This window comes from Pseudomonas sp. URMO17WK12:I6 (genome assembly GCF_003253625.1).
Lineage (GTDB): Bacteria > Pseudomonadota > Gammaproteobacteria > Pseudomonadales > Pseudomonadaceae > Aquipseudomonas.
Genome location: NZ_QKYZ01000005.1, coordinates 179934 through 204261 on the forward strand (window position 1 = coordinate 179934; position 24328 = coordinate 204261).

Annotated in this window: 24 protein-coding genes and 2 pseudogenes; 12 read left to right on the top strand and 14 right to left on the bottom strand. The window is 60.4% G+C overall.

Features of this window, described 5'->3' with window-relative positions; genetic code table 11:
- Window positions 1–42 precede the first annotated feature (42 nt).
- Window positions 43–663: a TetR/AcrR family transcriptional regulator gene (locus F475_RS11285; RefSeq protein WP_018929155.1), complete on the top strand. Its 621-nt coding sequence runs from the start codon at window positions 43–45 to the stop codon at window positions 661–663.
- 89 nt (window positions 664–752) lie between these two features.
- Here the strand turns inward: F475_RS11285 and F475_RS11290 are convergent, their stop codons facing one another.
- The 3 genes from F475_RS11290 to F475_RS11300 all read right to left on the bottom strand — a co-directional run bounded on the left by F475_RS11290 (window position 753) and on the right by F475_RS11300 (window position 2510).
- The gene (locus F475_RS11290) at window positions 753–1574 is read right to left on the bottom strand and encodes a phasin family protein (protein ID WP_111453926.1); all 822 of its coding nucleotides are present in this window, start codon (window positions 1572–1574) and stop codon (window positions 753–755) included.
- A gap of 10 nt (window positions 1575–1584) precedes the next feature.
- Window positions 1585–2007 (bottom strand): phasin family protein, encoded by a 423-nt coding sequence (locus tag F475_RS11295; RefSeq protein ID WP_111453927.1) that lies wholly within the window; start codon window positions 2005–2007, stop codon window positions 1585–1587.
- 227 nt (window positions 2008–2234) lie between these two features.
- Entirely contained in the window at window positions 2235–2510 is a 276-nt protein-coding gene (locus F475_RS11300; RefSeq protein ID WP_064615913.1) for a polyhydroxyalkanoic acid system family protein, read from the bottom strand.
- A 154-nt stretch (window positions 2511–2664) separates the two neighbouring features.
- On the opposite strand from F475_RS11300, the gene ubiE reads away from it, so the two are divergent.
- From ubiE to F475_RS31050, 11 genes and pseudogenes are all read left to right on the top strand, one after another.
- The gene (gene ubiE / locus F475_RS11305; RefSeq protein ID WP_007936800.1) at window positions 2665–3435 is read left to right on the top strand and encodes a bifunctional demethylmenaquinone methyltransferase/2-methoxy-6-polyprenyl-1,4-benzoquinol methylase UbiE; all 771 of its coding nucleotides are present in this window, start codon (window positions 2665–2667) and stop codon (window positions 3433–3435) included.
- Entirely contained in the window at window positions 3435–4058 is a 624-nt protein-coding gene (locus F475_RS11310) for an SCP2 domain-containing protein (protein ID WP_018929159.1), read from the top strand. The genes ubiE and F475_RS11310 overlap by 1 nt, the downstream gene beginning before the upstream one ends.
- Window positions 4055–5659: a ubiquinone biosynthesis regulatory protein kinase UbiB gene (gene ubiB, locus F475_RS11315; protein WP_018929160.1), complete on the top strand. Its 1605-nt coding sequence runs from the start codon at window positions 4055–4057 to the stop codon at window positions 5657–5659. Before F475_RS11310 ends, ubiB begins: the two co-directional genes overlap by 4 nt.
- 91 nt (window positions 5660–5750) lie before the next feature.
- Window positions 5751–6152 (top strand): phosphoribosyl-AMP cyclohydrolase, encoded by a 402-nt coding sequence (gene hisI / locus F475_RS11320; protein WP_018929161.1) that lies wholly within the window; start codon window positions 5751–5753, stop codon window positions 6150–6152.
- Window positions 6145–6477: a phosphoribosyl-ATP diphosphatase gene (locus F475_RS11325; RefSeq protein WP_018929162.1), complete on the top strand. Its 333-nt coding sequence runs from the start codon at window positions 6145–6147 to the stop codon at window positions 6475–6477. The genes hisI and F475_RS11325 overlap by 8 nt, the downstream gene beginning before the upstream one ends.
- 24 nt (window positions 6478–6501) lie before the next feature.
- Window positions 6502–6780, top strand: coding sequence for a twin-arginine translocase TatA/TatE family subunit (locus F475_RS11330; protein WP_018929163.1), 279 nt, complete (start codon window positions 6502–6504; stop codon window positions 6778–6780).
- Window positions 6781–6790: 10 nt separating this feature from the next.
- Window positions 6791–7222 (top strand): Sec-independent protein translocase protein TatB, encoded by a 432-nt coding sequence (gene tatB / locus F475_RS11335; RefSeq protein WP_111453928.1) that lies wholly within the window; start codon window positions 6791–6793, stop codon window positions 7220–7222.
- Window positions 7219–8013: a twin-arginine translocase subunit TatC gene (tatC, locus tag F475_RS11340; RefSeq protein ID WP_018929165.1), complete on the top strand. Its 795-nt coding sequence runs from the start codon at window positions 7219–7221 to the stop codon at window positions 8011–8013. The genes tatB and tatC overlap by 4 nt, the downstream gene beginning before the upstream one ends.
- Window positions 8010–8717 (top strand): 16S rRNA (uracil(1498)-N(3))-methyltransferase, encoded by a 708-nt coding sequence (locus F475_RS11345; protein ID WP_018929166.1) that lies wholly within the window; start codon window positions 8010–8012, stop codon window positions 8715–8717. The genes tatC and F475_RS11345 overlap by 4 nt, the downstream gene beginning before the upstream one ends.
- A 315-nt stretch (window positions 8718–9032) precedes the next feature.
- Window positions 9033–10013, top strand: a pseudogene (locus F475_RS31045) (methyl-accepting chemotaxis protein); the annotation flags it as partial.
- Window positions 10014–10154: 141 nt separating this feature from the next.
- The gene (locus F475_RS31050; RefSeq protein WP_370741088.1) at window positions 10155–10868 is read left to right on the top strand and encodes a methyl-accepting chemotaxis protein; all 714 of its coding nucleotides are present in this window, start codon (window positions 10155–10157) and stop codon (window positions 10866–10868) included.
- Window positions 10869–10952: 84 nt separating this feature from the next.
- Here the strand turns inward: F475_RS31050 and F475_RS11355 are convergent, their stop codons facing one another.
- The 11 genes and pseudogenes from F475_RS11355 to hutI form a co-directional block, all read right to left on the bottom strand.
- Window positions 10953–11687 carry an amino acid ABC transporter ATP-binding protein gene (locus F475_RS11355; protein ID WP_007936789.1) on the bottom strand — a complete coding sequence of 245 codons (735 nt, stop codon included), beginning with the start codon at window positions 11685–11687 and terminating at the stop codon, window positions 10953–10955.
- Window positions 11680–12639: an amino acid ABC transporter permease gene (locus tag F475_RS11360; RefSeq protein ID WP_111453929.1), complete on the bottom strand. Its 960-nt coding sequence runs from the start codon at window positions 12637–12639 to the stop codon at window positions 11680–11682. Before F475_RS11360 ends, F475_RS11355 begins: the two co-directional genes overlap by 8 nt.
- A 181-nt stretch (window positions 12640–12820) precedes the next feature.
- Window positions 12821–13618 carry a transporter substrate-binding domain-containing protein gene (locus F475_RS11365; protein ID WP_026345986.1) on the bottom strand — a complete coding sequence of 266 codons (798 nt, stop codon included), beginning with the start codon at window positions 13616–13618 and terminating at the stop codon, window positions 12821–12823.
- A gap of 230 nt (window positions 13619–13848) precedes the next feature.
- The gene (gene mdoH / locus F475_RS11370) at window positions 13849–16419 is read right to left on the bottom strand and encodes a glucans biosynthesis glucosyltransferase MdoH (RefSeq protein ID WP_111453930.1); all 2571 of its coding nucleotides are present in this window, start codon (window positions 16417–16419) and stop codon (window positions 13849–13851) included.
- Window positions 16412–18217 (bottom strand): glucan biosynthesis protein G, encoded by a 1806-nt coding sequence (locus tag F475_RS11375; RefSeq protein ID WP_026286649.1) that lies wholly within the window; start codon window positions 18215–18217, stop codon window positions 16412–16414. The genes mdoH and F475_RS11375 overlap by 8 nt, the downstream gene beginning before the upstream one ends.
- A gap of 320 nt (window positions 18218–18537) precedes the next feature.
- Window positions 18538–18976 (bottom strand): annotated as a pseudogene (dtd, locus tag F475_RS11380) (D-aminoacyl-tRNA deacylase).
- Window positions 18973–19944, bottom strand: coding sequence for a prolyl aminopeptidase (pip, locus tag F475_RS11385; RefSeq protein ID WP_018929173.1), 972 nt, complete (start codon window positions 19942–19944; stop codon window positions 18973–18975). Before pip ends, dtd begins: the two are co-directional and overlap by 4 nt.
- A 115-nt stretch (window positions 19945–20059) precedes the next feature.
- Window positions 20060–20980, bottom strand: a complete 921-nt coding sequence (locus tag F475_RS11390) for an alpha/beta hydrolase (RefSeq protein WP_111454011.1) — start codon at window positions 20978–20980, stop codon at window positions 20060–20062.
- Between the two features lie 50 nt (window positions 20981–21030).
- Complete coding sequence (locus F475_RS11395; RefSeq protein WP_028939608.1) at window positions 21031–21978, bottom strand: choline ABC transporter substrate-binding protein; 948 nt, start codon at window positions 21976–21978, stop codon at window positions 21031–21033.
- A 327-nt stretch (window positions 21979–22305) separates the two neighbouring features.
- Window positions 22306–23109: an N-formylglutamate deformylase gene (hutG, locus tag F475_RS11400; RefSeq protein ID WP_018929176.1), complete on the bottom strand. Its 804-nt coding sequence runs from the start codon at window positions 23107–23109 to the stop codon at window positions 22306–22308.
- Window positions 23110–23119: 10 nt separating this feature from the next.
- The gene (gene hutI / locus F475_RS11405) at window positions 23120–24325 is read right to left on the bottom strand and encodes an imidazolonepropionase (RefSeq protein WP_018929177.1); all 1206 of its coding nucleotides are present in this window, start codon (window positions 24323–24325) and stop codon (window positions 23120–23122) included.
- Between the last annotated feature and the right edge of the window lie 3 nt (window positions 24326–24328).

Consider the following 24328-nt stretch of genomic DNA (forward strand, 5'->3'; position numbering starts at 1 on the left):
CCGCCAATGGCCGTGGCCTGACTCGACCATTAAGAAGACTGGATGAAAACCCGCGACCGGATTCTCGAATGTGCCCTGCAGTTGTTCAATCAGAAGGGCGAACCGAACGTGTCCACCATGGAGGTGGCCAACGAAATGGGCATCAGCCCCGGCAACCTCTACTACCACTTCCACGGCAAGGAGCCGCTGATCCTGGGGCTGTTCGAACGCTTCCAGACCGAACTGACGCCCTTGCTCGATCCACCGTCCGATGTGGAATTGGCACCCGAAGATTACTGGCTGTTCCTGCACCTGATCGTCGAACGCCTGGCCCAATACCGGTTTCTGTTCCAGGACTTGTCGAACCTTGCCGGCCGCCTGCCGAAACTGGCCAAGGGGATACGCAACCTGCTCAATGCGTTGAAGCGCACACTGGCTTCATTGCTGGCACAGTTGAAGGCTCAGGGGCAGTTGGTCAGCGACACTCAGGCATTGGGGCAACTGGTGGAGCAAATCACCATGACATTGCTGTTCTCGCTGGACTATCAGCGGATTCTCGACCGTGAAGGTGAAGTACGACTGGTGGTGTACCAGATCATGATGCTGGTGGCGCCGCACTTGTTGCCGCCGGTCAAAGTCGCGACCGAGCGGTTGGCGTTGCAGTACCTCGAAGAGCACAACTGACCCGGTGGGTCTTCGATGGCTTCTGGAATCCATGCACAAACAAAAACGCCCGACCTTTACAGGCCGGGCGTTTTTTTGCGTCCTGGAAATCAGGACTGACTGGTTGGCGCCGATGGAGTCGGTGCGATAGTCGGGGTTACAGCAGGGGTCGGCGCAGCGGCGGAGTTCGCCGGACTGACCGGGGTTGCCGGTTTGGCGGCAGCCACTGCTGGTTTCGGAGCGGCCGCTTTCGGGGCGGCTGGTTTTTTCACTGCTGGCTTCTTCGCCGCAGCGGGTTTGGCCGCTGCGGTTTTAGCTGCAGGTTTGGCCGCTGGTTTAGCGGCTGGTTTTGCGGCAGCTTTTGCAGCGGGTTTAGCGGCCGCTTTGGCTGCAGGTTTCGCAGCAGCAGTTTTGGCTGCCGGCTTGGCGGCAGGTTTCGCTGCGGCCTTGGCCAATGGTTTGGCAGCGCTTTTGGCTGCCGGTTTGGCCGCTGCGGTTTTCGCCGCAACAGGCGCAACCTTGGCACCGGTGAGTTTTTCGATTTGCTTGGTCAGGGTATCGACCTTGCTGTGCAGTGCCTTGACCTCATTGCGGCTCGGTACACCCAGGCGCGAAATGGCGCTGTTCAGGCGCTTGTCGAAAGCCCCTTCCAGCTCATCCCACTTGCCCAGTGCGCGATCTTTCACTCCGCTGATGCGCGACTTGGCCGACGAAGCGGAGTCCTTGGCAGCATCGACTTTCTTGCCGACAGCGCTCTTGGTGAGCTTCTCGGCTTTCTCGCCGTCCTTAACCAATGCATCGAAGAGTTTGCTGCCGTCAGAATCAATCTTCGAGTACACGCCTAAACCAGCCAGCCAGATCTTGCGGGAGTAGTCTTCGACCTTCCCGATCCACGAGCTGCCTTCTTTTTCAGTATTCTTTTTGCCAGCCATCCCGTTCTCCTTAAGATTTACGCGCGACACGTTCGAGCAATGCTGTCAGCTCATCGAGCTTAGCAGAGAGTGTCTCCACGTCATGTTTAGACGGAATGCCGATACGATTCAAGGCACTTGCGATACGCGTATCGAAAGCCTTCTCGACTTTGTCGAGTTGAAGTTCGACTTTGCCTTTGAAAGTACTCACTTCACTCTTGGCTTCATCGATCTCGGCATTAGCCGCTTCAAGTTTCTCAGCAACTACTTTTTTGCCTTTCTTTTCAACAGCTTGACCAGCCTTGATCAACTCTTGAACGTACTCGCTACCTTCTTGACCGACCTTGGTGTAAGCACCCAGGCTCGCCAGCCAGATCTTGCGGGCATACGATCTGACGTCGTTCAGAGTGCTGGTCTCAACGTCGACTTTTTTCTTCACAATAACTTTGGCCATGGTCCACCTCACGCGCAGAAGGGTTGAGGAACTGCCCGCGAAAGTGTCGGGCTCAGGCACAAAGTAGGGAGAAAAATTAGAAACGGCACCCTAACAACCGCAACAATTGCGTGCCGTGGAATACCTGTAGGAGCGAAGCTTGCTCGCGAAGGGGCCGGTCCATCCGCACCATCTTCGATGGCAGGAACTCTGCCTTCGCGAGCAAGCTTCGCTCCTACGGGTCGTCATCACGCGAGGGCTTTGTCGAGGGCCCTTTCGATTTCCGATTTGATGGTGCTGCTCATGGCGGACATCAACAGCCCCAGTTCGACATCAACCCGGATCGAATCCTCGCCCACATGCACCGCCCCTTTCACACCGGAGCGCTTGAGGTTCAGCGTGTCGCCAGACCACTGTGGCTCCAGGCCATATTGATCGGACAGTTTCTGCGCCAACTTGTCGGCCTTCTCGCGGGCCGCTTCCTTACCCAGGCCATGGGCACGCTCAACACTAATATGGGCCATCGAATGACTCCTGCTTTATGGACACTTCCTGAAGCATCTTGACCGTTACTGCGTCAAAACGTCCCGGTTTCTCTATATCTTACCTTCAGCCTTGCCAAGACAAAGCAGGCCACCGGGATTAGAATGTCCCGCATTCTATTTTGGTGACAGCGATATGACTGATCAGCGCAAAGGCAGCGATGCCGAACCCACCACTCACTTCGGCTTCAAAAACGTTCCGGAAAGCCAGAAAGCGGAAAAAGTCGCTGAGGTTTTCCACTCGGTAGCCGCCAAGTACGACTTGATGAACGACCTCCTGTCGGGCGGCATGCACCGTCTGTGGAAGCGTTTCGCGATCGAACTGTCGGGCGTGCGTGCCGGTAACCGCGTGCTGGACATCGCCGGCGGCACTGGCGACCTGACCAAAAAGTTTTCGCATCTTGTGGGACCGACCGGTCAGGTAGTGTTGGCCGACATCAACGAATCCATGCTCAAGGTCGGTCGTGACCGCCTGCTGGATCTGGGTGTGTCCGGCAACGTCGAATTCGTCCAGGCCGACGCTGAAAAGCTGCCGTTCCCGGACAACCACTTCGACTGCGTGACCATCGCTTTCGGCCTGCGCAACGTGACGCATAAAGAAGACGCCCTGCGCTCGATGCTGCGCGTGCTCAAGCCCGGCGGTCGCCTGCTGGTGCTGGAGTTCTCCAAACCCACCAACGCACTGATGTCCAAAGCCTACGATGCCTATTCGTTCGCCTTCATGCCGTTGATGGGCAAGCTGATCACCAATGATTCGGAAAGCTATCGCTACCTGGCCGAATCGATCCGCATGCACCCGAATCAGGAAACCCTGAAGTCGATGATGGTCGAGGCCGGTTTCGACCGCGTGACCTACCACAACATGACCGCAGGCATCGTCGCCCTGCACCGTGGCATCAAACCCTGATGTTGCTGGCCGGCCTGCTCGCCAGCGTTGAACTCGGTCTGAACCGGGTGCTGCGTCTCGACAGCACGGCGCTGCCGCGGCTGGCGCATTTGAGTGGCAAGGTGATTGCCGTCGACTGCCGCAGCCCGGCGTTGCAATTGTTCATCCTGCCCAGCGATGAAGGCCTGATGCTGGCGTCCCACTGGGAAACCGGTGCCGACTGCACCTTGCGCGCACCGGCCTCAAGCCTGCTGAAACTGGCGACGAGCAAAGACAAGACGTCGGTGCTGCATGCCCCGGAAGTCGAACTCGACGGCGACAGCGGCGTGCTGCTGGAACTGGCGGCGGTCCTTCAGGATCTGGAGCTGGACTGGGAGTATGAACTCTCGCGCTGGCTGGGGCCTGTGGCCACGCAACTGGTCGGAGGTCATCTGCGCAGCCGCGCACGCTGGTATCAGCAAGGGTTCGCCAGCCTCAACCAGAACCTGGGCGAATACCTGGCCGAAGAATCGCGCACCCTGGTCGGTCAGCGCGAAGCCGAAGCCCGTTTCAGTGAACTGGACCAGATCAAACTCGATCTGGAACGTCTCGAGGCGCGTTTCGAGCGCCTTTCCCGATCCCTCGACCCAAGCGATAACGCATGAAGCTGCTTGCCGTCCGCCGTTTGTTGCGCATCCAGCGCGTCGTGATCCGCTACCGCCTCGATGACCTGCTGTTCGCCCTGCCATTGCCCTGGTTTCTGCTGGCGCTGCGCTATGCCTTGCCGTGGCGCTGGTTCCCGCGCAAGCCCCTGGACCTGAGCCGTGGCGCACGATTGCGCCTGGCGTTGCAGGACCTTGGGCCGATTTTCATCAAGTTCGGCCAGATTCTTTCGACACGCCGCGACCTGCTGCCCGAAGACATCGCCGATGAGTTGATGATGTTGCAGGACCGGGTGCCGCCGTTCGACTCACAAGTGTCGGTCCGGCTGATCGAAGAGCAGCTCGGCAAAAAGATCAGTGAAGTCTTCTCTCGTTTCGACGTCGAACCGCTGGCCTCGGCCTCGGTGGCGCAGGTGCATGCCGCGCAGCTGAAAACCGGTGAAGAAGTGGTGGTCAAGGTGATCCGCCCGGGCCTCAAACCGGTGATTGCCCAGGACCTGGCATGGCTGTTCATTCTGGCCCGCGCCGCGGAAAAACTCTCGGCCGACGCCCGTCTGCTACACCCGGTGGACGTGGTCAGTGATTACGAAAAAACCATCTACGACGAACTCGACCTCCTGCGCGAAGCCGCCAACGCCAGCCAGTTGAAGCGCAACTTCGACGGTTCGCCCCTACTGTATGTGCCGCAAGTCTATTGGGACTGGTGCCGACCGAAAGTGCTGGTGATGGAGCGCATCTACGGGATTCAGGTCACCGACCTCGCGACCCTGGCCGACCAGCGCACCGACATGAAAATGCTCGCCGAGCGTGGCGTGGAGATCTTCTTCACCCAGGTGTTCCGCGACAGCTTCTTCCACGCCGACATGCACCCCGGCAACATTTTCGTCAGCACCGTGCAGCCCTGGAGCCCGCAGTACATCGCCATCGACTGCGGCATCGTCGGCAGCCTGACCCCGGAAGACCAGGACTATCTGGCGCGCAACCTGTTCGCGTTTTTCAAGCGTGACTACCGGCGTGTCGCGCAATTACACATCGACTCGGGCTGGGTACCGGCGGAAACCAAGCTCAACGAATTCGAAGCGGCGATCCGCACGGTGTGCGAGCCGATCTTCGAAAAACCGTTAAAAGATATTTCCTTTGGTCAGGTACTGATGCGCCTGTTCCAGACCGCTCGACGCTTCAACATGGAAGTGCAGCCGCAGTTGGTCTTGCTGCAAAAAACCCTGTTGAACATCGAAGGCCTGGGTCGTCAGTTGTACCCGGACCTCGATCTGTGGAACACCGCCCAGCCGTTCCTCGAACGCTGGATGCGCGAGCGCGTCAGCCCCAAAGCCTTGCTGGGCAACGTGCAGAGCCAGTTCGAGCAACTCCCGCACCTGGCCAACATGGCCCGCGACCTGCTTGAGCGCATGTCCCAACCCCACGCCAACGACCCGCCGCCTCCGTGGCACCGGCGCAAGGACGACGTGTTCCTGCGCCTGCTCGGCACCGCTCATCTGGCGGGTGGCACGATACTCGCAGCCGGTGGCCCGTTGCACGAACTGGGGCATTGGCCCGCCGGAATCATGGTGGCGATCGGCTTGTATCTGGTCGTTCGCCGATAGCCAGTTGGATCATCGGCTGGCACACTGTTTGAACGCTGAATTTGAACATTGGCCTCAACTATTGAAGTAGAGCCCGCTGTCGGAGTCGAAGATGAAAAACTGGCTGGACGAGATCAAGTGGGACGCCGATGGACTGGTGCCGGCGATTGCCCAGGATCACAAGACCGGACGCGTCCTGATGATGGCCTGGATGAACCGCGAAGCACTGCAATTGACCGCCGCCGAGAACCGTGCCATTTACTGGTCACGTTCCCGTGGCAAGCTGTGGCGCAAGGGCGAAGAGTCCGGCCACGTGCAAATCCTGCATGAGATGCGCCTGGACTGTGACGCTGACGTGATCATCCTGATGGTCGAGCAGATCGGCGACATCGCCTGCCATACCGGCCGTCAGAGCTGCTTCTACCGCGTTTTCGAGAACGGCGACTGGAAAACCGTCGACCCGGTTCTCAAAGACCCGCACGCTATCTATTGCGCAGGACATACTCATGACTGACACCCTGACCCGTCTGGCCCAGGTGCTGGAAGAACGCAAAGGCGCCGCCGCCGACAGCTCGTACGTCGCCAGCCTGTACCACAAGGGCTTGAACAAGATTCTGGAAAAGGTCGGCGAAGAGTCGGTCGAAACCATTATCGCCGCCAAGGATGCCGCCATCAGCGGTGACTGCAGCGATGTGATCTACGAGACCGCCGACCTGTGGTTCCACAGCATGGTCATGCTCGCCCAGTTGGGGCAACATCCACAGGCTGTGCTCGATGAACTGGACCGTCGCTTCGGTCTGTCCGGACACGTCGAGAAAGCCTCGCGTCCGTCCGCCTGAATAATTATTAGAGAGGAACGCAACATGGGCATTTTTGACTGGAAACACTGGATCGTCATCCTGGTTGTCGTGGTGCTGGTGTTCGGCACCAAGAAACTGAAAAATCTCGGCACTGACGTGGGCGAGTCGATCAAGGGCTTTCGCAAGGCCATGAACGACGAAGAGAAACCGGCCGACCCGACTGCGACTCCGGCCCAACCGGTTCCGCCGACCCAGCCACAGGCCACAACGTCTGTGAACCCGCCGCACACCATCGACGTGCAGGCGCAAAAAGTCGAAGAGCCGATCCGCAAAGACTCGTGAGCACTGACTAATGTTTGGTATCAGCTTCTCTGAACTGCTGCTCGTCGGCCTCGTCGCCCTGCTGGTGCTGGGCCCCGAGCGCCTGCCGGGTGCTGCGCGCACCGCTGGCCTGTGGGTCGGGCGGCTGAAGCGCAGCTTCAACGCGATCAAACAGGAAGTTGAACGTGAAATCGGTGCCGACGAAATTCGCCGGCAACTGCACAACGAGCACATTCTGTCCCTGGAGCAGGAGGCGCGGAAGATTTTCACGCCGACCCAGCAGGAGCCAACGCCGGTGGAACCTGTGGCGACGCCGACGATTCATGCGCCAACAGCTGAAGTCATGCCGGCGGTTGCAGCTGCTGAACCTGCGCCTGCCAGCCCAGTAGAACCTGTTGCTCCTGCCGCTGCGCCGACAACCCCGGCGCCTCACGACACCACTTTGCCGCCGCGAGCCCCATGAGCGATCTCCCCGAAAACGACCAGCACATGCCACTGGTCTCGCACCTCACCGAGTTGCGCACCCGTCTGCTGCGCTGTGTAGCGGCGATTTTCATTATCTTCGCCGGGTTGTTCGCCTTCACCCAGCAGATCTACACCTTCGTCTCCACGCCGCTGCGCCAGTACCTGCCGGCCGGCGCGACGATGATCGCCACCGACGTGTCGTCGCCGTTCCTGACGCCGCTGAAGCTGACCATGATGGTCTCGCTGTTCCTGGCAATCCCGGTGATCCTGCATCAGATCTGGGGTTTCATCGCGCCAGGCCTGTACAAGCATGAGAAGCGCATCGCCGTGCCGTTGCTGGTCTCCAGCATCCTGCTGTTCTACACCGGCATGGCCTTCGCCTATTTCCTGGTGTTCCCGCTGATCTTCAAGTTCTTCGCCGCTGCCACCCCGGCCGGCGTGGAAATGATGACCGACATCACCAGCTACCTCGATTTCGTCATGACGCTGTTCTTCGCCTTCGGCGTGGCGTTCGAGATCCCGGTGGCCGTGGTGCTGCTGGTGTGGATCGGCGTGGTCAACGTCGCCTACCTGAAGAAAATCCGCCCGTATGTGGTCATCGGCTGCTTCGTGGTCGGCATGATCCTGACGCCGCCGGACATCTTCTCGCAGACGCTGTTGGCCGTACCAATGTGGTTGCTGTTCGAGATCGGCGTCCTGTTCGGCAGCCTGATCAGCAAACGCGGCGAGCACCCGGACGAAAAACCGGCTGACGATCACAACGATCAGCCGCCAGCGACCCAAGCGTGAACCTACTGCTCCTCGAGGAGGCCGATTTCATTGCGGCCGACCGGGCGATCCTGCGCGATCGCCGCTTGACCCATATGCAGGAAGTCCACCGCTGTGAAGTGGGTGACAGCATGCGCGTCGGGCGTATCGGCGGGCTGATGGGTGCCGCCGAAGTGCTGCGCCTGGACGCTGACGAAGCCGAGTTGCGCGTCACCCTCGACCAGCCGCCACCAGCCAAGCTGCCACTGACCCTGGTGTTGGCCCTGCCACGCCCGAAAATGCTCCGCAGGGTGTTTCAGACCGTGGCCGCCATGGGTGTGCCACGAATCGTTCTGGTAAACAGCTATCGCGTCGAGAAGAGCTTTTGGCAAACCCCGTTCCTGGAACCTGAGGCGATTCGCGAACAATTGATCCTGGGGCTTGAACAAGCCCGGGACAGCGTGCTGCCGGAAGTCGTCATCGAGAAGCGCTTCAAACCTTTTGTCGAAGATCGCCTGCCAGCAATCACTGAAGGCACTCTCGGCCTGGTCGGTCATCCCGGCAATTACCCGCCCTGCCCCCGTGGCCTGGACGAACCCGTGACCTTGGCCATCGGCCCCGAAGGCGGCTGGATTCCTTACGAAATCGACCTGCTGGCCAAGGCCGGCCTGCAACCGGTGCAACTCGGCGAGCGCATCCTGCGGGTCGAAACAGCCGTCACTGCGCTGCTTTCGCGGCTGTTCTAACCCAGACACTTACCCTTGTGGCGAGGGAGCTTGTCGGATCGCCGCACCGTCCCGCTCGGCTGCGAAGCAGTCGTAAAACAGGTGAATGCGGTCTTGCCGGGAAAAGCGGTGGCCGCTTCGCGCCCAAGCGGGAGCAAGCTCCCTCGCCACAGGTGTTTGCTCACCTACAGGTTCCAGCCTGCCTGCCGATACAGTCCCCATAAAACCGAATAATGGTCCGAGGGGAGTTGCAGCATGTACCGTTGGCTAGCCGAGAAACTGGGGAACGTAAGCGTCAATCGCAAGTTGAGTGTCGGCTTTGGCCTCGTGCTGCTCATGACCCTCCTGATCACTTTCACTGGCTGGAATAGCCTAGGCAGTGTGATCAGTCGCGCAGACAAGCAGAGCTACATCTCCGGCCTCAACGAGTTGGGCAAGGATTTGCGAACCGCCCGTCTCGACTACGAAATGCGCCGTGGCGAACAAGGCCCGGCAGCCGTCAGCGAACTCTTGGGCAAGCTTGACGATGGCGTGCAAGTCGCCCTCAAAATGTTTGTGCGCATCTCGGACCAGGAAGTGCTCAATCAGCAACTGGCCACCATCGGTGATTACAAACGCGCCTTTGCCGACATGACTCAAGCGACGCAGAACCGCGAATCGGCCCGATCCAAGCTCGGCGCCACCGCCGACAACGCTGTGGCCAAGGTGACAGAAGTCGAAAAGTCCTTGCTGCAAGGCGACAGCGTCACTCAATTCAACAACGTGGTCGAGCTGAGCAAACTGCTCCAGCAAGCGCGCTTCCAGGTTCGCGGTTATACCTACAGCGGCAAGCCCGAAGCCGAGCAACCCGCGCTGGATGCCATCGACAACGCCCTGAAAAACCTTGAAAGCCTGCCGGGCAAACTGCCAGAACAACACAGCGCCAACCTGCAACAAGCCACCGAATCGCTCAAGGGCTACCGTGTCGCAGTCAGCCAGTTCCGCGATTCGCAAGTGGCCAGCGCCGTCGCCCTCAAGAAGATGGTGGATCAAGAGACCCGCTTGAATGACCTGAGCGCACAACTGACCCGCTCGCAAACCGACAAACGTAACCAGGAGACGGCCCAAGCGAAAAGCACGCTGATCATCGTGACCGTCCTGGCATTGGCGTTTGGTCTGCTCGCAGCCTGGATCATTACGCGGCAGATCGTCGTTCCACTGCAACAGACGTTGGTGGCAGTCGAACGTGTTGCCTCGGGCGATCTGAGCCATAACCTTGAGGTCGCTCGCAGCGACGAGCTGGGTCAATTACAAAGCACCCTTCAGCGGATGGTCGTCAGTCTGCGGGAACTGATCGGCGGCATCAGCGACGGCGTGACCCAAATCGCCAGCGCTGCTGAAGAACTGTCTGCCGTTACCGAGCAGACCAGCGCCGGGGTCAACAGTCAGAAGGTCGAAACCGATCAGGTGGCCACCGCCATGCACGAAATGACCGCCACCGTTCAGGAAGTCGCGCGCAATGCCGAGGAAGCGTCCGAAGCCGCCGTCGCCGCCGACCAGCAGGCCCGCGAGGGTGACAGGGTGGTCGGCGAAGCCATCGCCCAGATCGAGCGCCTGGCCCTCGAAGTCGGCAATTCCACTGCCGCCATGGGCGATCTGAAGCGCGAAAGCGACAAGATCGGCAGCGTGCTCGACGTGATCAAATCCGTGGCCCAGCAAACCAACCTGCTGGCGCTCAACGCCGCCATCGAAGCCGCTCGCGCCGGTGAAGCCGGGCGTGGCTTTGCAGTGGTCGCCGACGAGGTCCGCAGCCTGGCCCAGCGCACCCAGAAGTCCACCGAAGAAATCGAAGAGCTGATCGTTGGCCTGCAAACCGGCACTCAGCAAGTCGCGACCATCATGGACAACAGCCGCAGCCTGACCGACAGCAGCGTCGAACTGACCCGCCGTGCCGGTGGCTCACTGGAAAGCATCACCCGTACCGTGTCGGCGATCCAGTCGATGAACCAGCAGATCGCCGCTGCCGCCGAACAACAGAGCGCGGTGGCCGAGGAGATCAATCGCAGCGTGTTGAACGTGCGTGACGTGTCCGAGCAGACCTCGGCCGCGAGTGAAGAGACCGCGGCCTCCAGCGTCGAGCTGGCGCGGCTGGGGACGCATTTGCAGATGCTGGTGGGCAGATTCAAGGTTTAACACCACACAAAGCAAAAAGATCGCAGCATTCGGCAGCCTGTAGTAGGAGCTGCCGAAGGCTGCGATCTTTTTTGGGCGATGCGGTTACAAAACCTGGCGCAAAAACGCCTGCGCACGGGGATCCTTCGGTGCATCGAAGAACTCGGCCGGCGAGGCGTCTTCAAGCAATTTGCCGTGATCGAAGAACAGCACCCGGTCCGCCACTTCCCGGGCGAAGCCCATTTCATGGGTAACGCAAACCATGGTCATGCCTTCCACGGCCAGGGTCTTCATCACATCCAGCACTTCACCGACCATTTCCGGGTCGAGCGCCGACGTCGGCTCATCGAACAGCATGACTTTCGGCTCCATCGCCAACGCCCGGGCGATGGCCACGCGCTGCTGCTGACCACCGGACAGGCGCGATGGAAACTCGTGGGCCTTCTGAGCGATACCAACCTTTTCCAGCAACACCATGGCCTTGGCCTCGCGCTCCTTCTTGCCGCGCTTGCGCACGACTTTCTGGGCCAGGCAGAGGTTTTCCAGCACGGTCATGTGCGGGAACAGGTTGAAATGCTGAAACACCATGCCGACTTCGCGGCGGTAGGCATTGACGTCGGTTTTCGGGTCGGCCAGTTGCAGACCGTCGATGCTCACCGAACCGGAGTCGAACGCTTCCAGGCCATTCAGGCAGCGCAGAAAGGTCGACTTGCCGGAACCGGACGGGCCGATCACCACCAATACTTCGCCCTTCGCCACTTGGGTGGTGACGTTGTCCACCGCGCGAACCACCTGGCCGCGGGTGTCGAAGACTTTTATCAGATCGCGGACTTCAATCACTTTGCGCGAGCCTCCGCTCAAGCCGACTGGCGATTTTCGACAGCGGCAGGTTGATCAACAGGTACAACCCGGCCACGCAGAACAGGATTTCGAACGGCGAGAACGAGGTAGTGATGACTTCACGACCGCTTTTCAACAGTTCGGTAATCGCGATCACCGACACCAGCGAGGTGTCCTTGACCAGACTGATGAACTGCCCGGCCAGCGGTGGCAGCACGCGCTTGAACGCTTGTGGCAGCACCACGTGGCGCATCGACTGGCCACCGCTCAAACCGAGGGAGCGCGCCGCTTCGTTCTGGCCGCGTGCAATTGATTGCACGCCAGAGCGGATGATCTCCGCCACGTAGGCACCGGTGAACAGCGACAGCGCGGCGATCCCGGCGAACTCCCGGGAGAGGTTCATCACGGTGCCGATGAAGAAGTAGAAAATGAAAATCTGCACCAGCAGCGGCGTACCGCGCACCAGCTCGACGTAGATCGTCGAGAGGTCGCGCAGGGTCGGGTTGTTCGACAGGCGGCACAGCCCGGTGGCCAGGCCGATCAGCAGGCCAAGCACGCCAGACACCAGGGACAACCACAACGTGGTCCAGAGCCCCCATAGCAGCGGGCCGGCGGCCCAATGCCGGGTCACGCCGATCACATCGCCTTCGGCCACATCATCGCCTTGCGCAACTTGCAGACTGTTGTCGTCAACCGTCAGGTGCTGCTCATCCCCGGCATCATTGCGCAGGGTGACTTCAGCCTTGCCGCCCTTGCGCACCAGCTCGCTGACGGTGGAGATGTCGGCCGCACGCTGGGACTCTTCGGCGTGGTAGGCGAAGTACTGCGGCACGCGGTTCCAGCGCCACTCGTAGGACATCAGCGAGGTGGCGTAGTACAACGCGCCAGCCAGGCCGATCAGCACCAGCACGGTTAATACGTGCCAGGGCCATTGGGCTTTTTTCTGTTTCATTTAAAGGCAAATCCATAACGATCAGGGCGCCCGCTCCCTCTGTGGCGAGGGAGCTTGCTCCCGCTGGGTTGCGCAGCAACCCTGAAATCGGCCACCGCGCAACGTCGGGTAAAACGAGTCAATCGATTTACGACTGCTTCGCAGTCGGACGGGAGCAAGCTCCCTCGCCACAAAGGCGGTGTTATTCCATATCCTTGAGCCAAGCGGTGTCTTTAAACCACTTGTCATGGATGCGATCGTAGGTGCCGTCTTCGTGGATCTGGTGCAGGAAGTTGTTGATGAAGTTGAGGCTGTCGTAGTCGCCCTTCTTCAGGCCGAAAGCCAGGGGTTCATAGGTGAACGGCTTGTCGAGGAACAGCAGTTTGCCGTTGCCGACCTTGTTTACCGCCACGACGTTGTAAGGCGCGTCGTAGATGAAGGCGTCAGCCTTGCCGTTGACCACGTCGAGCACCGCTTCCTGCTCGTTGTCGTAGCCGTGGTACTTGGCTTTGGAAATGAGTTTTTTGGCGACCATCTCGCCGGTGGTGCCGAGCTTGGAGGTGATGCGGTAGTCGGCGGTATTCAGGTCTTTATAGGACTTGATGGTGCCTTCCAGCTCCTTGCGGATCAGCAGTGTCTGGCCGACCACGATGAAGGGCTCGCTGAAGTTCAGGCGCAGGTTGCGTTCCTGGGTCAGGGTCATGCCACTGCCGATCATGTCGAACTTGTCGGTCAGCAGGGCCGGGATGATGCCGTCGTAGCCGGTGGATACCATTTCCAGCTTGACGCCCATGGCCTTGGCCATGGCTTTGAGGATGTCGACTTCGAAGCCGATGATTTCGCCGCGCTTGTTGGTCATTTCGAACGGCATGTAGGTCGGGTCCATGCCGACTTTCAGCGTGCCGCGCTTGACCGCGTCATCGATGGCACCGGCCTGCACCGCGCTGACTGCAACCAATGCTGTGACGCCGACCAGCAGCATCGACAGATACTTCTTCATCTTCAAGTCCCCAAAACCCATCGCATTGTGAGGCACGCAAACCGCAGGTTTCCTTTGGGAAACCGGCAGATACGAACAGAAAGTTGTCCGGGCGCACCAATTCGGGGACGGATGCTAACGCACTCGGCCGTTTGCACAAGGGGTTGAGGGAGATTTGTTTGATCGTTCCCACGCAGAACACGGGAGCGATCATCAGCACAAAAAAAACCCCGCTTTCGCGGGGTTTTTCATTATGCCAACTGAGGCTGCACGCTCAACGGCTTGAGCGGCAACAGCGGCGCATGCGGATCGGCATCCACCGAAGTGCGCCAGGCCTGCAGCCACTCGGCATGGCCTTCGCTCCAGACCTGCTCATGCAAGCGACCCAGTGCCACCGGATCACTCAGCAGGGCCACGCGCTCGTTGTTGGTCAGCCCTTCAGGCCCGACCTTCATCGCATGGCGAACCCGCTCGATGCGCAGCCATTCGATCGGCTCGGCCTGACGGTGACGAGACGTCGCCAGCGCACACGCCAACGCGTTCTGCTGTGGATCGACCACCGACCGGACGAAGCCGTCGTGCAGTGCATGCCAGCGGTTTTCGTGGGTGTACTGATCGGTCGCCAGCAATGCCTGCGGCGGATTGTATTCCTCAGGAATCAGGAACAGGCTCTCGTCACGGGACTTCAGGCCCAGGCCGACACGACTGGAGATCACCGACACCGGAATCGACAGCATCAGCGAACCGACGATCGGCACCAGCCACCAGAGGAAGCTCGGGTTCAGCCAGATCACCAGCAGCGCCCAGAAGAAACCCAGCGCTGTTTGCGGACCGTGACGCTTGACCGCCTCGCTCCAGGGCGTGGAGTCGTCGTCACGTTGCGGCGAGTTCCAGGTCGCGGCCCAGCCGAGGAACGCGGCGAGCACGAAACGGGTGTGGAAAATCATCCGCACCGGCGCCAGCAGCATGGAGAACAACATTTCCAGCAGCATCGACAGCGTCACCTTGAACCTGCCACCGAACTCTTTCGCGCCTTTGGCCCAGATCAGGATGATGCTCAGCAGCTTCGGCAGGAACAGCAGCACGATAGTCGTCGAGAACAGTGCGATCGCCTTGTCCGGGTGCCATTGTGGCCACAGCGGATAGAGCTGGCGCGGTTCCAGGAAGTACTGGGGCTCCATCAGCGTGTTGGTCGCCAGCAGGGCTGTCGACAGCACGAGGAAGAAGAACCACAACGGCGCCGACAAGTAAGACATCACGCCTGTCAGGAACACCGCACGGTGTACCGGGTGCATGCCCTTGACCAGGAACAGCCGGAAGTTCATCAGGTTGCCGTGGCACCAGCGACGGTCACGCTTGAGTTCGTCCAGCAGGTTCGGTGGCAGTTCTTCGTAGCTGCCCGGCAAGTCATAGGCAATCCACACGCCCCAGCCGGCACGGCGCATCAGCGCCGCTTCAACAAAGTCGTGGGACAGAATCGCACCGGCGAACGCGCCTTTACCGGGCAACGGCGCCAGGGCGCAGTGCTCGATGAACGGCTTCATGCGGATGATCGCGTTGTGGCCCCAGTAGTGGGATTCACCCAACTGCCAAAAGTGCAGGCCAGCGGTGAACAGTGGACCGTACACGCGGGTGGCGAACTGCTGCATACGCGCATAAAGGGTGTCCATGCCCGACGCACGCGGCGCGGTCTGGATGATCCCGGCGTCCGGCGTGGCTTCCATCAGGCGCACCAGGCTGCTCAGGCATTCGCCACTCATTACGCTGTCGGCGTCGAGCACGACCATGTATTTGTAGTCACCGCCCCAACGACGGCAGAAGTCGTCGAGGTTGCCGCTTTTACGTTTTACGCGACGACGACGGCGGCGGTAGAAGATCTTGCCGAAGCCCTTGGCTTCACGGCAGACGTCCAGCCAGGCCTGCTGTTCGGCGACGCAGATATCGGCGTCGTTACTGTCGCTGAGCACGAAAAAGTCGAAGCGATCCAGGTTACCCGAGGCTGCAACCGACTCGAAGGTCGCCCGTAAACCGGCGAACACCCGCGGCACGTCTTCGTTGCAGATCGGCATCACCAATGCGGTGCGTGCGTCCTTGGCGATCGGCTCGTTGCCGGCGCTGGCGCCGGAAATGCGGTACTTGTCGCGACCGGTGATCAACTCGAGGAAGCCCATCAGCGCGGTCCAGAAACCGGCCGACACCCAGCAGAACAGAATCCCGAACAGAATCAGGATGCTGGTTTGCAACACGTAAGGCAGCACCTGGGCCGCAGTTTGCAGCAGCGGTTGGTGCAGGACTTCTTCCAGATCGACGAACGACCAGCCCTGGTACGGCATGATGCCTTTCATGTACCAGCCGGCGACGATCGTCTGACCGAGCATCAGCACCAGCAGAATGTAACGACGGATCGAACCGACGGTGCGCCAGCGAGCTGCTGGCAACACGTTCTCGTCTTTCGGCGGCTTCGGCGGGTTGGTGCGACCGGTCAGCCGACGCCAGCCACGCACCAGGATATTGGTGCGCCATGGCTCCGGAACGACTTTGGTCCGACGGATCGGCGGGGCTGCCTTGAGGCAAACCCGACCACTGGCGTCGAGTCCCAACATTTGCGCATCCGCCAGTTCTTCGGCGGTGTTCAGGGTCAGGCGCCGCCCGACCGACGCCTGGGCGGCATCGGTCGGCGCGTCGAACGCCTGGGACGACAGACGTTCGTGCAACTCACTGAAAGACTTGCAGCCCGCGAGTTCCGCGCGCTGCTCGTCGGTCATCGGCAAATGCGCCAGGTACTCGGCAAGCGTTTGTGGCTGTACTTGTGAATTACTCATCGGCAGGCAACTGATAGCTCCAGGTCTCGGTCAGGACTTGTTCAGTCGGTGCCGATTCCGGTGTGGCAGGGGCCGCTTCGGCAGCGACAGGCTGCTTGGCGTCTTTGTTGTCCTTGTCCTTGGTGTCCTTGACTTGCTGGGCTTGCGCTTCAGCTTGCTTGGCCTCCTTGTCCTTCTTCTCCTGCTGCTTGGCGGCGATCTTGTCGGCCTTGGCAACGGAAGAGCTGGACGCTGGCGCCGTGGTCTTGATCGTCTCGGCCGGCGTGATGGTCTTGACCAGTGCTGCACGCATTTCAGTGGACTTGCCCGGATCCTTGATCTTCATCCGCAGGGTCAGGCGCCAGCCCTTGGTTTCAGGGTTGTAACGGACACTGTTCTCGACCAGTTCCGCGTTGTCGCCAACGCTAACCTGGCTGCGTACTTCAGCATCTTCTGGCAAGTCTTGCAGGGACGGACCTTGGAAATCCACCAGGTAGGCCACGCTGCCGTCCGGCTGACGAATCAGGTTCGACTGCTTCACGTCACCCGTGGAACGCAGGGTCTGTTGAACCCAGGCGCTGTCCGCCGAATGCAGGGCGGCTTCGTCGATGGTCCAGTGCATGCGATAGGCGACGTCCAGGGGTTGGCCAGGCTCTGGCAGTTTTTCCGGACTCCAGAAAGCAACGATATTGTCGTTGGTTTCGTCAGCGGTAGGAATCTCCACCAGATCGACGGAGCCCTTGCCCCAATCGCCTTTCGGCTCGATCCAGGCACTTGGGCGCTTGTCGTAGCGGTCATCGAGGTCTTCGTAGTGACTGAAGTCACGGCCACGTTGCAGCAAGCCGAAACCGCGCGGGTTCTCGATCGAGAAGTTGCTCACGGCCAGGTGTTTCGGGTTGTTCAATGGGCGCCAGATCCATTCGCCGTTGCCGGCATGGATCGACAGACCGCTGGAGTCGTGCAGTTCGCGACGGTAGTTCAGCACTTTCGACGGCTGGTTGGCGCCGAACAGGAACATGCTGGTCAGCGGCGCAACGCCAAGTTTGGTGACCTTGTCACGCAGGAACATCTTGGCCTTGACGTCGACGACCGTGTCGCTGCCCGGACGCAGGGTCAGGCGATAGGCACCAGTGGCGCGCGGCGAATCCAGCAGGGCGAAGATCACCAGGTGCTTGTCGCCCGGCTTCGGCTGCTGAATCCAGAACTCGGTGAAACGCGGGAACTCTTCGCCGGACGGCAAGGCGGTATCGATGGCCATGCCGCGAGCGGACAAGCCATAGGTGTGGCCCTTGCCGACGACGCGGAAGTAACTCGCGCCGAGCATGGTCATGATTTCGTCTTGCTTGTCGGCCTTGTTGATCGGGTAGAGCACACGGAAACCGGCATAACCCAGCTGCTCGGTGGCTTTAGGATCGAACTTCATATCGCCGAAATCGAAACGACTTGGGTCGTATTTGATCTCTTCGACGGTGTTGGCCGTGATTTCGTTGATTTTCACCGGCGTATCGAAGTGCATGCCCTGGTGATAGAACGACAGCTTGAATGGGGTTTTCTGGTTAGCCCACTCGGCTTTTTCGGTGAGGAAGCGGATTTTTTGATAATCCGCGAATTTCATTTCACGAAATTCATTCGGCAGGTTACTGCGCGGGGCTTCGTATTTTTGCCCGGCCAGCTCTTTTGCCTTGACCGATACGTCATCCAGATTGAATGCCCAAAGCTGGCCGGCGCTGAACAGGCAGAGCAGTGCAGAGCCCGCTACCAGAGCATTTCGAAACCGTTTGGCAGACAATTTTGGTGCATTACAGGGACTAACAATCACGAGCAACCCTCGCCGAAAACAGATCAAAAAACCAACGGCCAGTTAAAGTGCCAGCACGGTGTACGGTGGAAAAAACCGACCCTGCGGACCACTCTTGCCAAGTTGGCGAGCATTGTTCCGACTCCCATGGGGCAAAATGATTCCCCAACAGGCCGCGGACAAGTCTCTACCTAAGTCAAAATGGACCAACGAACGCTGATCCCCGTAGCGCGCGATTATCTAGTAGGCCGCGTTACAACGCATCAGGGGGAAGCAAGTATTTATCGGGAAAAGCCTCTGTTTTCAGCCGAAATGCCCTTAAAAACATGTTTCAAGCGCTTTCACGTCTGTAACAGGAAGGTTACCGGGCCATCATTGACCAGGTGCACCTGCATATCCGCGCCGAATCTACCTGATGCCACAGTGCCATGCACCTGTTTCGCTTTGCCCAATAGATAGTCGAACAGCGCCTCGCCCAAGGCCGGGGGGGGCTGCAGTCGAAAAACTCGGACGCAACCCGTTTTTGGTATCGGCGGCCAGGGTGAACTGCGAGACCAGCAACAACCCGCCGTCCACGTCAGCCAAGGACAGATTCATCTTGCCCTCGGCGTCACTGAATACTCGATAGTTAAGCAGTTTATGCAGAAGTTTGTCGGCGCTGGCCTGCGTGTCGTCGGGTTCGACCGCCACCAGCACCAGCAACCCCTGATCTATCGCACCCACCACATCTCCCGCGACCTCGACTCGCGCGCCGCGCACGCGTTGCAGCAGGGCCTTCATGCTTCGTCAGGCGACAGGTCGAGCAAGCGACGGGCCATCTGATCGGCGGCGCGCACCAATGCATCGGTGATCCCCGGTTCGGACGCCGCATGGCCTGCGTCGCGGATCACCTGCAGTTCGCTGTTCGGCCAGGCTTGATGCAGTTCCCAGGCGTTGTCCAGCGGGCAGATCACGTCATAGCGACCATGGACGATGACGCCGGGCAAATGGGCGATCTTGCCCATGTCGCGGATCAGCTGATTCGGCTCAAGGAAAGCGTTGTTGGTGAAGTAGTGGCATTCGATGCGGGCGATGGACAACGCACGCTGGGGTTCGGAGAAACGATCGACCACCAGCGGGTTCGGACGCAAGGTCGCGGTGCGGCCTTCCCAGATGGACCAGGCCTTGGCCGCATGCATCTGGGCGATCTGGTCGTTGCCGACCAGGCGTTTGTGGAATGCCGTGAGCAAGTCGTCGCGCTCGTCCAGCGGGATCGGCGCGATGTAGTCCTGCCAGTAATCGGGGAACAGGCGACTGGCGCCACACTGGTAGAACCACTCGATTTCCTGGGGACGGCAGAGAAAAATCCCGCGCAGAATCAGACCGTGCACGCGCTCCGGGTGGGTTTGCGCGTAAGCCAGGGCCAGGGTCGAACCCCAGGAACCGCCGAACAGCACCCATTTGTCGATGCCCAGGTGCTTGCGAATCCGCTCGAGATCGGCGACCAGATCCCAGGTGGTGTTGTTCTCAAGGCTGGCGTGGGGCGTGGAGCGACCGCAACCGCGCTGGTCGAAGGTGACGATGCGATACAGGTTCGGATCGAAATACCGGCGGCTCTGCGCATCACACCCGGCGCCAGGGCCGCCGTGAATGAACACTACCGGCAAACCTTCCGGTGAACCGCTTTCGTCGACATATAGCGTATGGGTTTTATCGACGGCCAGATCGTGCCGGGCGTGGGGTTTGATCTGCGGGTACAAAGTCTGCATTGCGCGCTCCGTAAGGGGTCGAGGTCATCCCTGTAAGGACTTCTATTATTCTGCCGTCCGGCATCATAAACCCGAATTACTTCAATGAGCATGCCCCTTGCAGCGTCAGCGCTTGTCAGCCCGTCTTGTCAGCCAAATAGCCGAGCAGGGTTTCATAGAGTCGGTCGACCTCGGCAACCTGCCCCCGCGCCCGCAAGCACCCGTGAACCAGCCCCTGACCGTAATAAAGCATTGCGCTCACGCCGGCGGCGTTGAGTCGCCCGGCGTAAAGCACGCCGTCATCGCGTAGCGGATCGAACTGCGCCACAGCGATCAGCGCCGGCGGTAGGCCGCTGAAGTCGGCGGCGAGCAAGGGCATCGCATAGGCCGTTGGCTGACGGATACCACCCAAGTACAGCGTGTGATAACAATCCAGATCGCTGCTGCTGAGCAATGGCGCGTCGGTGCATTCGCCGCGTGATGGCAACCGGTGATCACCGCCCAGGCCCGGATAGATCAGCACCTGCGCACAAGGCGCCGGTTCGCCGGCATCGCGCAAGGCCAGACACAGCGCAGCGGCAAGGTTGCCGCCAGCGCTGTCGCCGGCCACCAGCGTCCGCGCCGGGTCGAGTTGAAACGGCCCCGTGCGCAACGCACGCCAGACACTCAGACAGTCATTGAACGCCGCTGGAAACGGATGCTCCGGCGCCAGCCGATAATCGACGGCGATCACCAACACACCGAGCACCGATGCCAGTTCGGCGCAGATGAAGTCGTGGGAGTCCAGATCCCCCACCACCCAACCGCCGCCATGCAGATACACAATGCAGGGCCAACCGTTGGTCGGCGGCGGAACCGGTGGTTGCCAGGCGCGCACCGCGACTCCCGCCAACTCGAAATCGACCACCTCAAGCCCCGCCGGATGTGGCGGGGTAAACGCCCGGCACATCTCGTTATAGGCCTGACGCATGCCGGTGAGGCTGTTGTCGGTGCTGTTGAAGCTGAGGGTTTTCTCGACGAAAGCCGCCATCTGTTCAGAGAGTGGATAAGAAGCCATGGACGACAGCCAGTCAGTTCGAAGTTTTTGATTGATAACCTGCGTCGCGGTCAATTTTTGAGACTGGCCTGAACGGTTGCCACGCCATCCTTGCCATCGAAACTGCTGACACCCGCCAGCCAGCGCTGAAGGTCTTCGGGATGATCACGCAGCCACTGTTTGGCGACATCCTGCGGCGTCTTGCGCTCCATGATCGGCACCATCAACTGGCTTTCCTGGGCAGCGGTGAAGGTCAGGTTTTCCAATAGACGGTTCACGTTCGGGCAACGCTCGGCATAGTCCGGCGCGGTCACGGTGGAAACGGTCGCCGCGCCTTCGTTCGGGCCATAGACGTCTTCGCTGCCGGTCAGGTAGGCGATGTTCATGTTGATGTTCATCGGATGCGGGGTCCAGCCGACGAACACCACGAACTCCTTGCGATTGACCGCCCGCTGCACGGCGGCGAGCATCCCGGCCTCACCGGACTCGATCAGCTTGAAGTCCTTCAAACCGAAGCGGTTGGTCTCGATCATGGTTTTGATGGTGGTGTTGGCGCCGCTGCCTGGCTCGATGCCGTAAATCTTGCCGCCCAACTGATCCTTGAACCTGGCGATGTCAGCGAAGGTTTTCAGGCCGGCGGCAGCGACGTAATCAGGTACGGCGAGCGTTGCCTGGGCGTCGGCCAGGCTCGGTTTGTCCATGACCTTCACTTGATTGGCAGCGACGAACGGGGCGATGTTCTTGTCCATCGCCGGTTTCCAGTAACCGAGGAAGATATCGAGGCGTTTGTCGCGGATGCCGGCGAAGATGATTTGCTGCACGGCGCTGGTTTGCTTGCTTTCATAGCCAAGGCCATTGAGCAGCACATCGGCCATGCCGCTGGTGGCAATGACGTCGGTCCAGTTGACCACGCCCATGCGCACGGTCTTGCAGGAAGCGGGGTCGTTGGCGAAAACGCTGGTGCTCAGAAGAGCAGTGCCGGTGAGGATTAACAGACAGCGGTTGAACAGTCGTTTCATCGGGAAGGCTCGCTCGGCAGCAGATTATTGTGGGCCCGGTGTCTTTGTGCACCGTGCCCACAACGTTACGCAGCGCCGAGTCGGCAAAAGTGACCTGTGGCGACCGTGTTTTGCACGGTGGCGACTGTCCTGATGCGTTACCAAGGCGAACACTAATCTGTGGCGAGGGAGCTTGCTCCCGCTGGGTTGCGAAGCTGCCCCCAAACCATTCAACCGAGTTTCATCAGATACGCCCGACCAACAGGTTTTACGACGGCTTCGCCGCCGAGCGGGACGGTGCGGCGATCCGACAAGCTCCCTCGCCACAAAGGCCTGTTCGCCACGGGGTTACGCGCTGTAATGCTTTTCGCCCCACGCCAACAGCCCTTGCAGCAATTCCCGGAGCACCACTTGCGTCGGCTCGGCCAAATCCGGGCGATAACGGAACGGCTGGAACTCTTCCATATACGTACACTGGCCCAACTCCAGTTGCACGGCATGAATGTTCTCGGCCGGATTGCCATAATGCCGGGTGATGTGACCGCCCTTGAAGCGACCGTTCAGCACATGGCTGTAATCGGTGTGCTTCGCGCAGATCGCTTCCAGCTGTGTGGCCAACTGCGGATCGCAACTGGCGCCGTTGAAGGTGCCGAGGTTGAAGTCCGGTAGTTTACCGTCGAACAGGTGCGGAATCACCGAACGGATCGAGTGCGCGTCGAACAGCAGCGCGTAGCCGAACTCGGCTTTCAGCCGCGCCAGTTCTTCCTGCAAGGTGCGGTGGTACGGCGTCCAGATCTGCTCCAGATACGTCGCCCGTTCCGCAGCCGACGGCTCCAGCCCTTCGCGGAACAACGGCACGCCATCGAACAGCGTCGCCGGATACAGACCGGTGGTGGCGCCGACATATAAAGGCTTGTCGTCGGACGGCCGGTTCAGGTCGATGACAAACCGCGAGTACTCGGCCGCCAGGGTGCTGGCGCCCAGTTCGGCGGCGAATTCATAAAGCCTGGGGATATGCCAATCGGTGTCCGGCAGGCTTTTCGCGTCGGGAATCAATCCCGCTTCCACCGTCGGGGTCAGGCGCAGGCCGGCGTGGGGCATGCTGATCAGCAGTGGCACGCGGCCTTGTTTGAAGTTCAGAACCTTATCCACAACCGCTCTCCTACAGATTTGATTCAACGCCGTGACGCACGACGCGTTTTTCCAGGTCGCCGCCCAGCCAGTACGACAGGTCGGCCGGACGATCGATTTGCCAGGCGACGAAGTCTGCGACCTTGCCGGCTTCCAGCGAACCGTGGGTTTGGCCCATGCCCAAGGCGGTGGCGGCATGAATAGTCGCGCCCGCCAGCGCCTCTTCCGGGGTCATGCGGAAGCAGGTGCAGGCCATGTTCAGCATCAAGCGCAACGACAACGCCGGCGAAGTGCCCGGGTTAAGGTCGCTGGCAATGGCGATTTTCACCCCGTGTTTGCGCAGGGCTTCCATCGGCGGCAATTGGGTTTCCCGCAAGAAGTAAAACGCGCCGGGCAGCAATACCGCGACGGTGCCGGACTTGGCCATGGCGATGGCGTCGTCTTCGGTCATGAATTCCAGATGATCGGCGGACAATGCGTGGTAACGCGCCGCCAGGCTCGAACCGTGCAGCGATGACAATTGCTCGGCGTGCAGCTTCACCGGCAAGCCGAGGTTCTGCGCGGCGACGAACACCCGCTCGACCTGCTCTGGCGAAAACGCCAGGTATTCACAGAAAGCGTCTACCGCATCCACCAGCCCTTCGGCTGCCAGGGCCGGGAGCATTTCGCTGCAGATGTGATCGATGTAGGCGTCGGCGCGGTCGGTGTATTCCGGCGGCAAGGCGTGGGCCGCCAGGCACGTGCTGCGCACGCTGACGGGTAGCTCGGCGCCGAGACGGCGGATCACCCGCAGGATCTTGCGTTCGCTGGCCAGGTCCAGGCCGTAGCCGGATTTCATTTCGACGGTGGTCACGCCATCACGCATCAGGCTTTTCAGACGCTTGGCGGCGCTGGCGAACAGTTCGTCTTCACTGGCGGCGCGGGTGGCGCGCACGGTGCTGGCAATGCCGCCGCCGGCAGCGGCGATTTCCGCGTAGCTGACGCCTTGCAGGCGCTGCTCGAATTCGCCGCTGCGGTTGCCGCCGAATACCGTATGGGTGTGGCAGTCGATCAGGCCCGGGGTGACCCAGGCCCCGCTCAAGTCATTGACCGCCGGGTACTCGCCGGCCGGCAGTTCGGCGCGTGGGCCGATCCACTCAATGTGCGCACCGGACGTCACGATGGCCGCATCCTCGATGATCGAGTAGACGCCTTGCGCCATGGTTGCGACGTGGCAGTGTTGCCAGAGCGTTTTCATCCT

Excerpts from the sequence above, each read along its gene's own strand:
- F475_RS11295 (WP_111453927.1), bottom strand. The coding sequence starts at position 2,007 with ATGGCCAAAGTTATTGTGAAGAAAAAAGTCGACGTTGAGACCAGCACT.
- hisI (WP_018929161.1), top strand. The coding sequence starts at position 5,751 with ATGAAAAACTGGCTGGACGAGATCAAGTGGGACGCCGATGGACTGGTG.
- tatC (WP_018929165.1), top strand. The coding sequence starts at position 7,219 with ATGAGCGATCTCCCCGAAAACGACCAGCACATGCCACTGGTCTCGCAC.
- F475_RS11365 (WP_026345986.1), bottom strand. The coding sequence starts at position 13,618 with ATGAAGAAGTATCTGTCGATGCTGCTGGTCGGCGTCACAGCATTGGTT.
- F475_RS11390 (WP_111454011.1), bottom strand. The coding sequence starts at position 20,980 with ATGGCTTCTTATCCACTCTCTGAACAGATGGCGGCTTTCGTCGAGAAA.
- tatB (WP_111453928.1), top strand. The coding sequence starts at position 6,791 with ATGTTTGGTATCAGCTTCTCTGAACTGCTGCTCGTCGGCCTCGTCGCC.
- F475_RS11290 (WP_111453926.1), bottom strand. The coding sequence starts at position 1,574 with ATGGCTGGCAAAAAGAATACTGAAAAAGAAGGCAGCTCGTGGATCGGG.
- F475_RS31050 (WP_370741088.1), top strand. The coding sequence starts at position 10,155 with ATGCACGAAATGACCGCCACCGTTCAGGAAGTCGCGCGCAATGCCGAG.
- F475_RS11325 (WP_018929162.1), top strand. The coding sequence starts at position 6,145 with ATGACTGACACCCTGACCCGTCTGGCCCAGGTGCTGGAAGAACGCAAA.
- F475_RS11300 (WP_064615913.1), bottom strand. The coding sequence starts at position 2,510 with ATGGCCCATATTAGTGTTGAGCGTGCCCATGGCCTGGGTAAGGAAGCG.
- hutI (WP_018929177.1), bottom strand. The coding sequence starts at position 24,325 with ATGAAAACGCTCTGGCAACACTGCCACGTCGCAACCATGGCGCAAGGC.
- mdoH (WP_111453930.1), bottom strand. The coding sequence starts at position 16,419 with ATGAGTAATTCACAAGTACAGCCACAAACGCTTGCCGAGTACCTGGCG.
- F475_RS11360 (WP_111453929.1), bottom strand. The coding sequence starts at position 12,639 with ATGAAACAGAAAAAAGCCCAATGGCCCTGGCACGTATTAACCGTGCTG.
- F475_RS11285 (WP_018929155.1), top strand. The coding sequence starts at position 43 with ATGAAAACCCGCGACCGGATTCTCGAATGTGCCCTGCAGTTGTTCAAT.
- F475_RS11310 (WP_018929159.1), top strand. The coding sequence starts at position 3,435 with ATGTTGCTGGCCGGCCTGCTCGCCAGCGTTGAACTCGGTCTGAACCGG.
- F475_RS11330 (WP_018929163.1), top strand. The coding sequence starts at position 6,502 with ATGGGCATTTTTGACTGGAAACACTGGATCGTCATCCTGGTTGTCGTG.
- ubiB (WP_018929160.1), top strand. The coding sequence starts at position 4,055 with ATGAAGCTGCTTGCCGTCCGCCGTTTGTTGCGCATCCAGCGCGTCGTG.
- pip (WP_018929173.1), bottom strand. The coding sequence starts at position 19,944 with ATGCAGACTTTGTACCCGCAGATCAAACCCCACGCCCGGCACGATCTG.
- F475_RS11395 (WP_028939608.1), bottom strand. The coding sequence starts at position 21,978 with ATGAAACGACTGTTCAACCGCTGTCTGTTAATCCTCACCGGCACTGCT.
- ubiE (WP_007936800.1), top strand. The coding sequence starts at position 2,665 with ATGACTGATCAGCGCAAAGGCAGCGATGCCGAACCCACCACTCACTTC.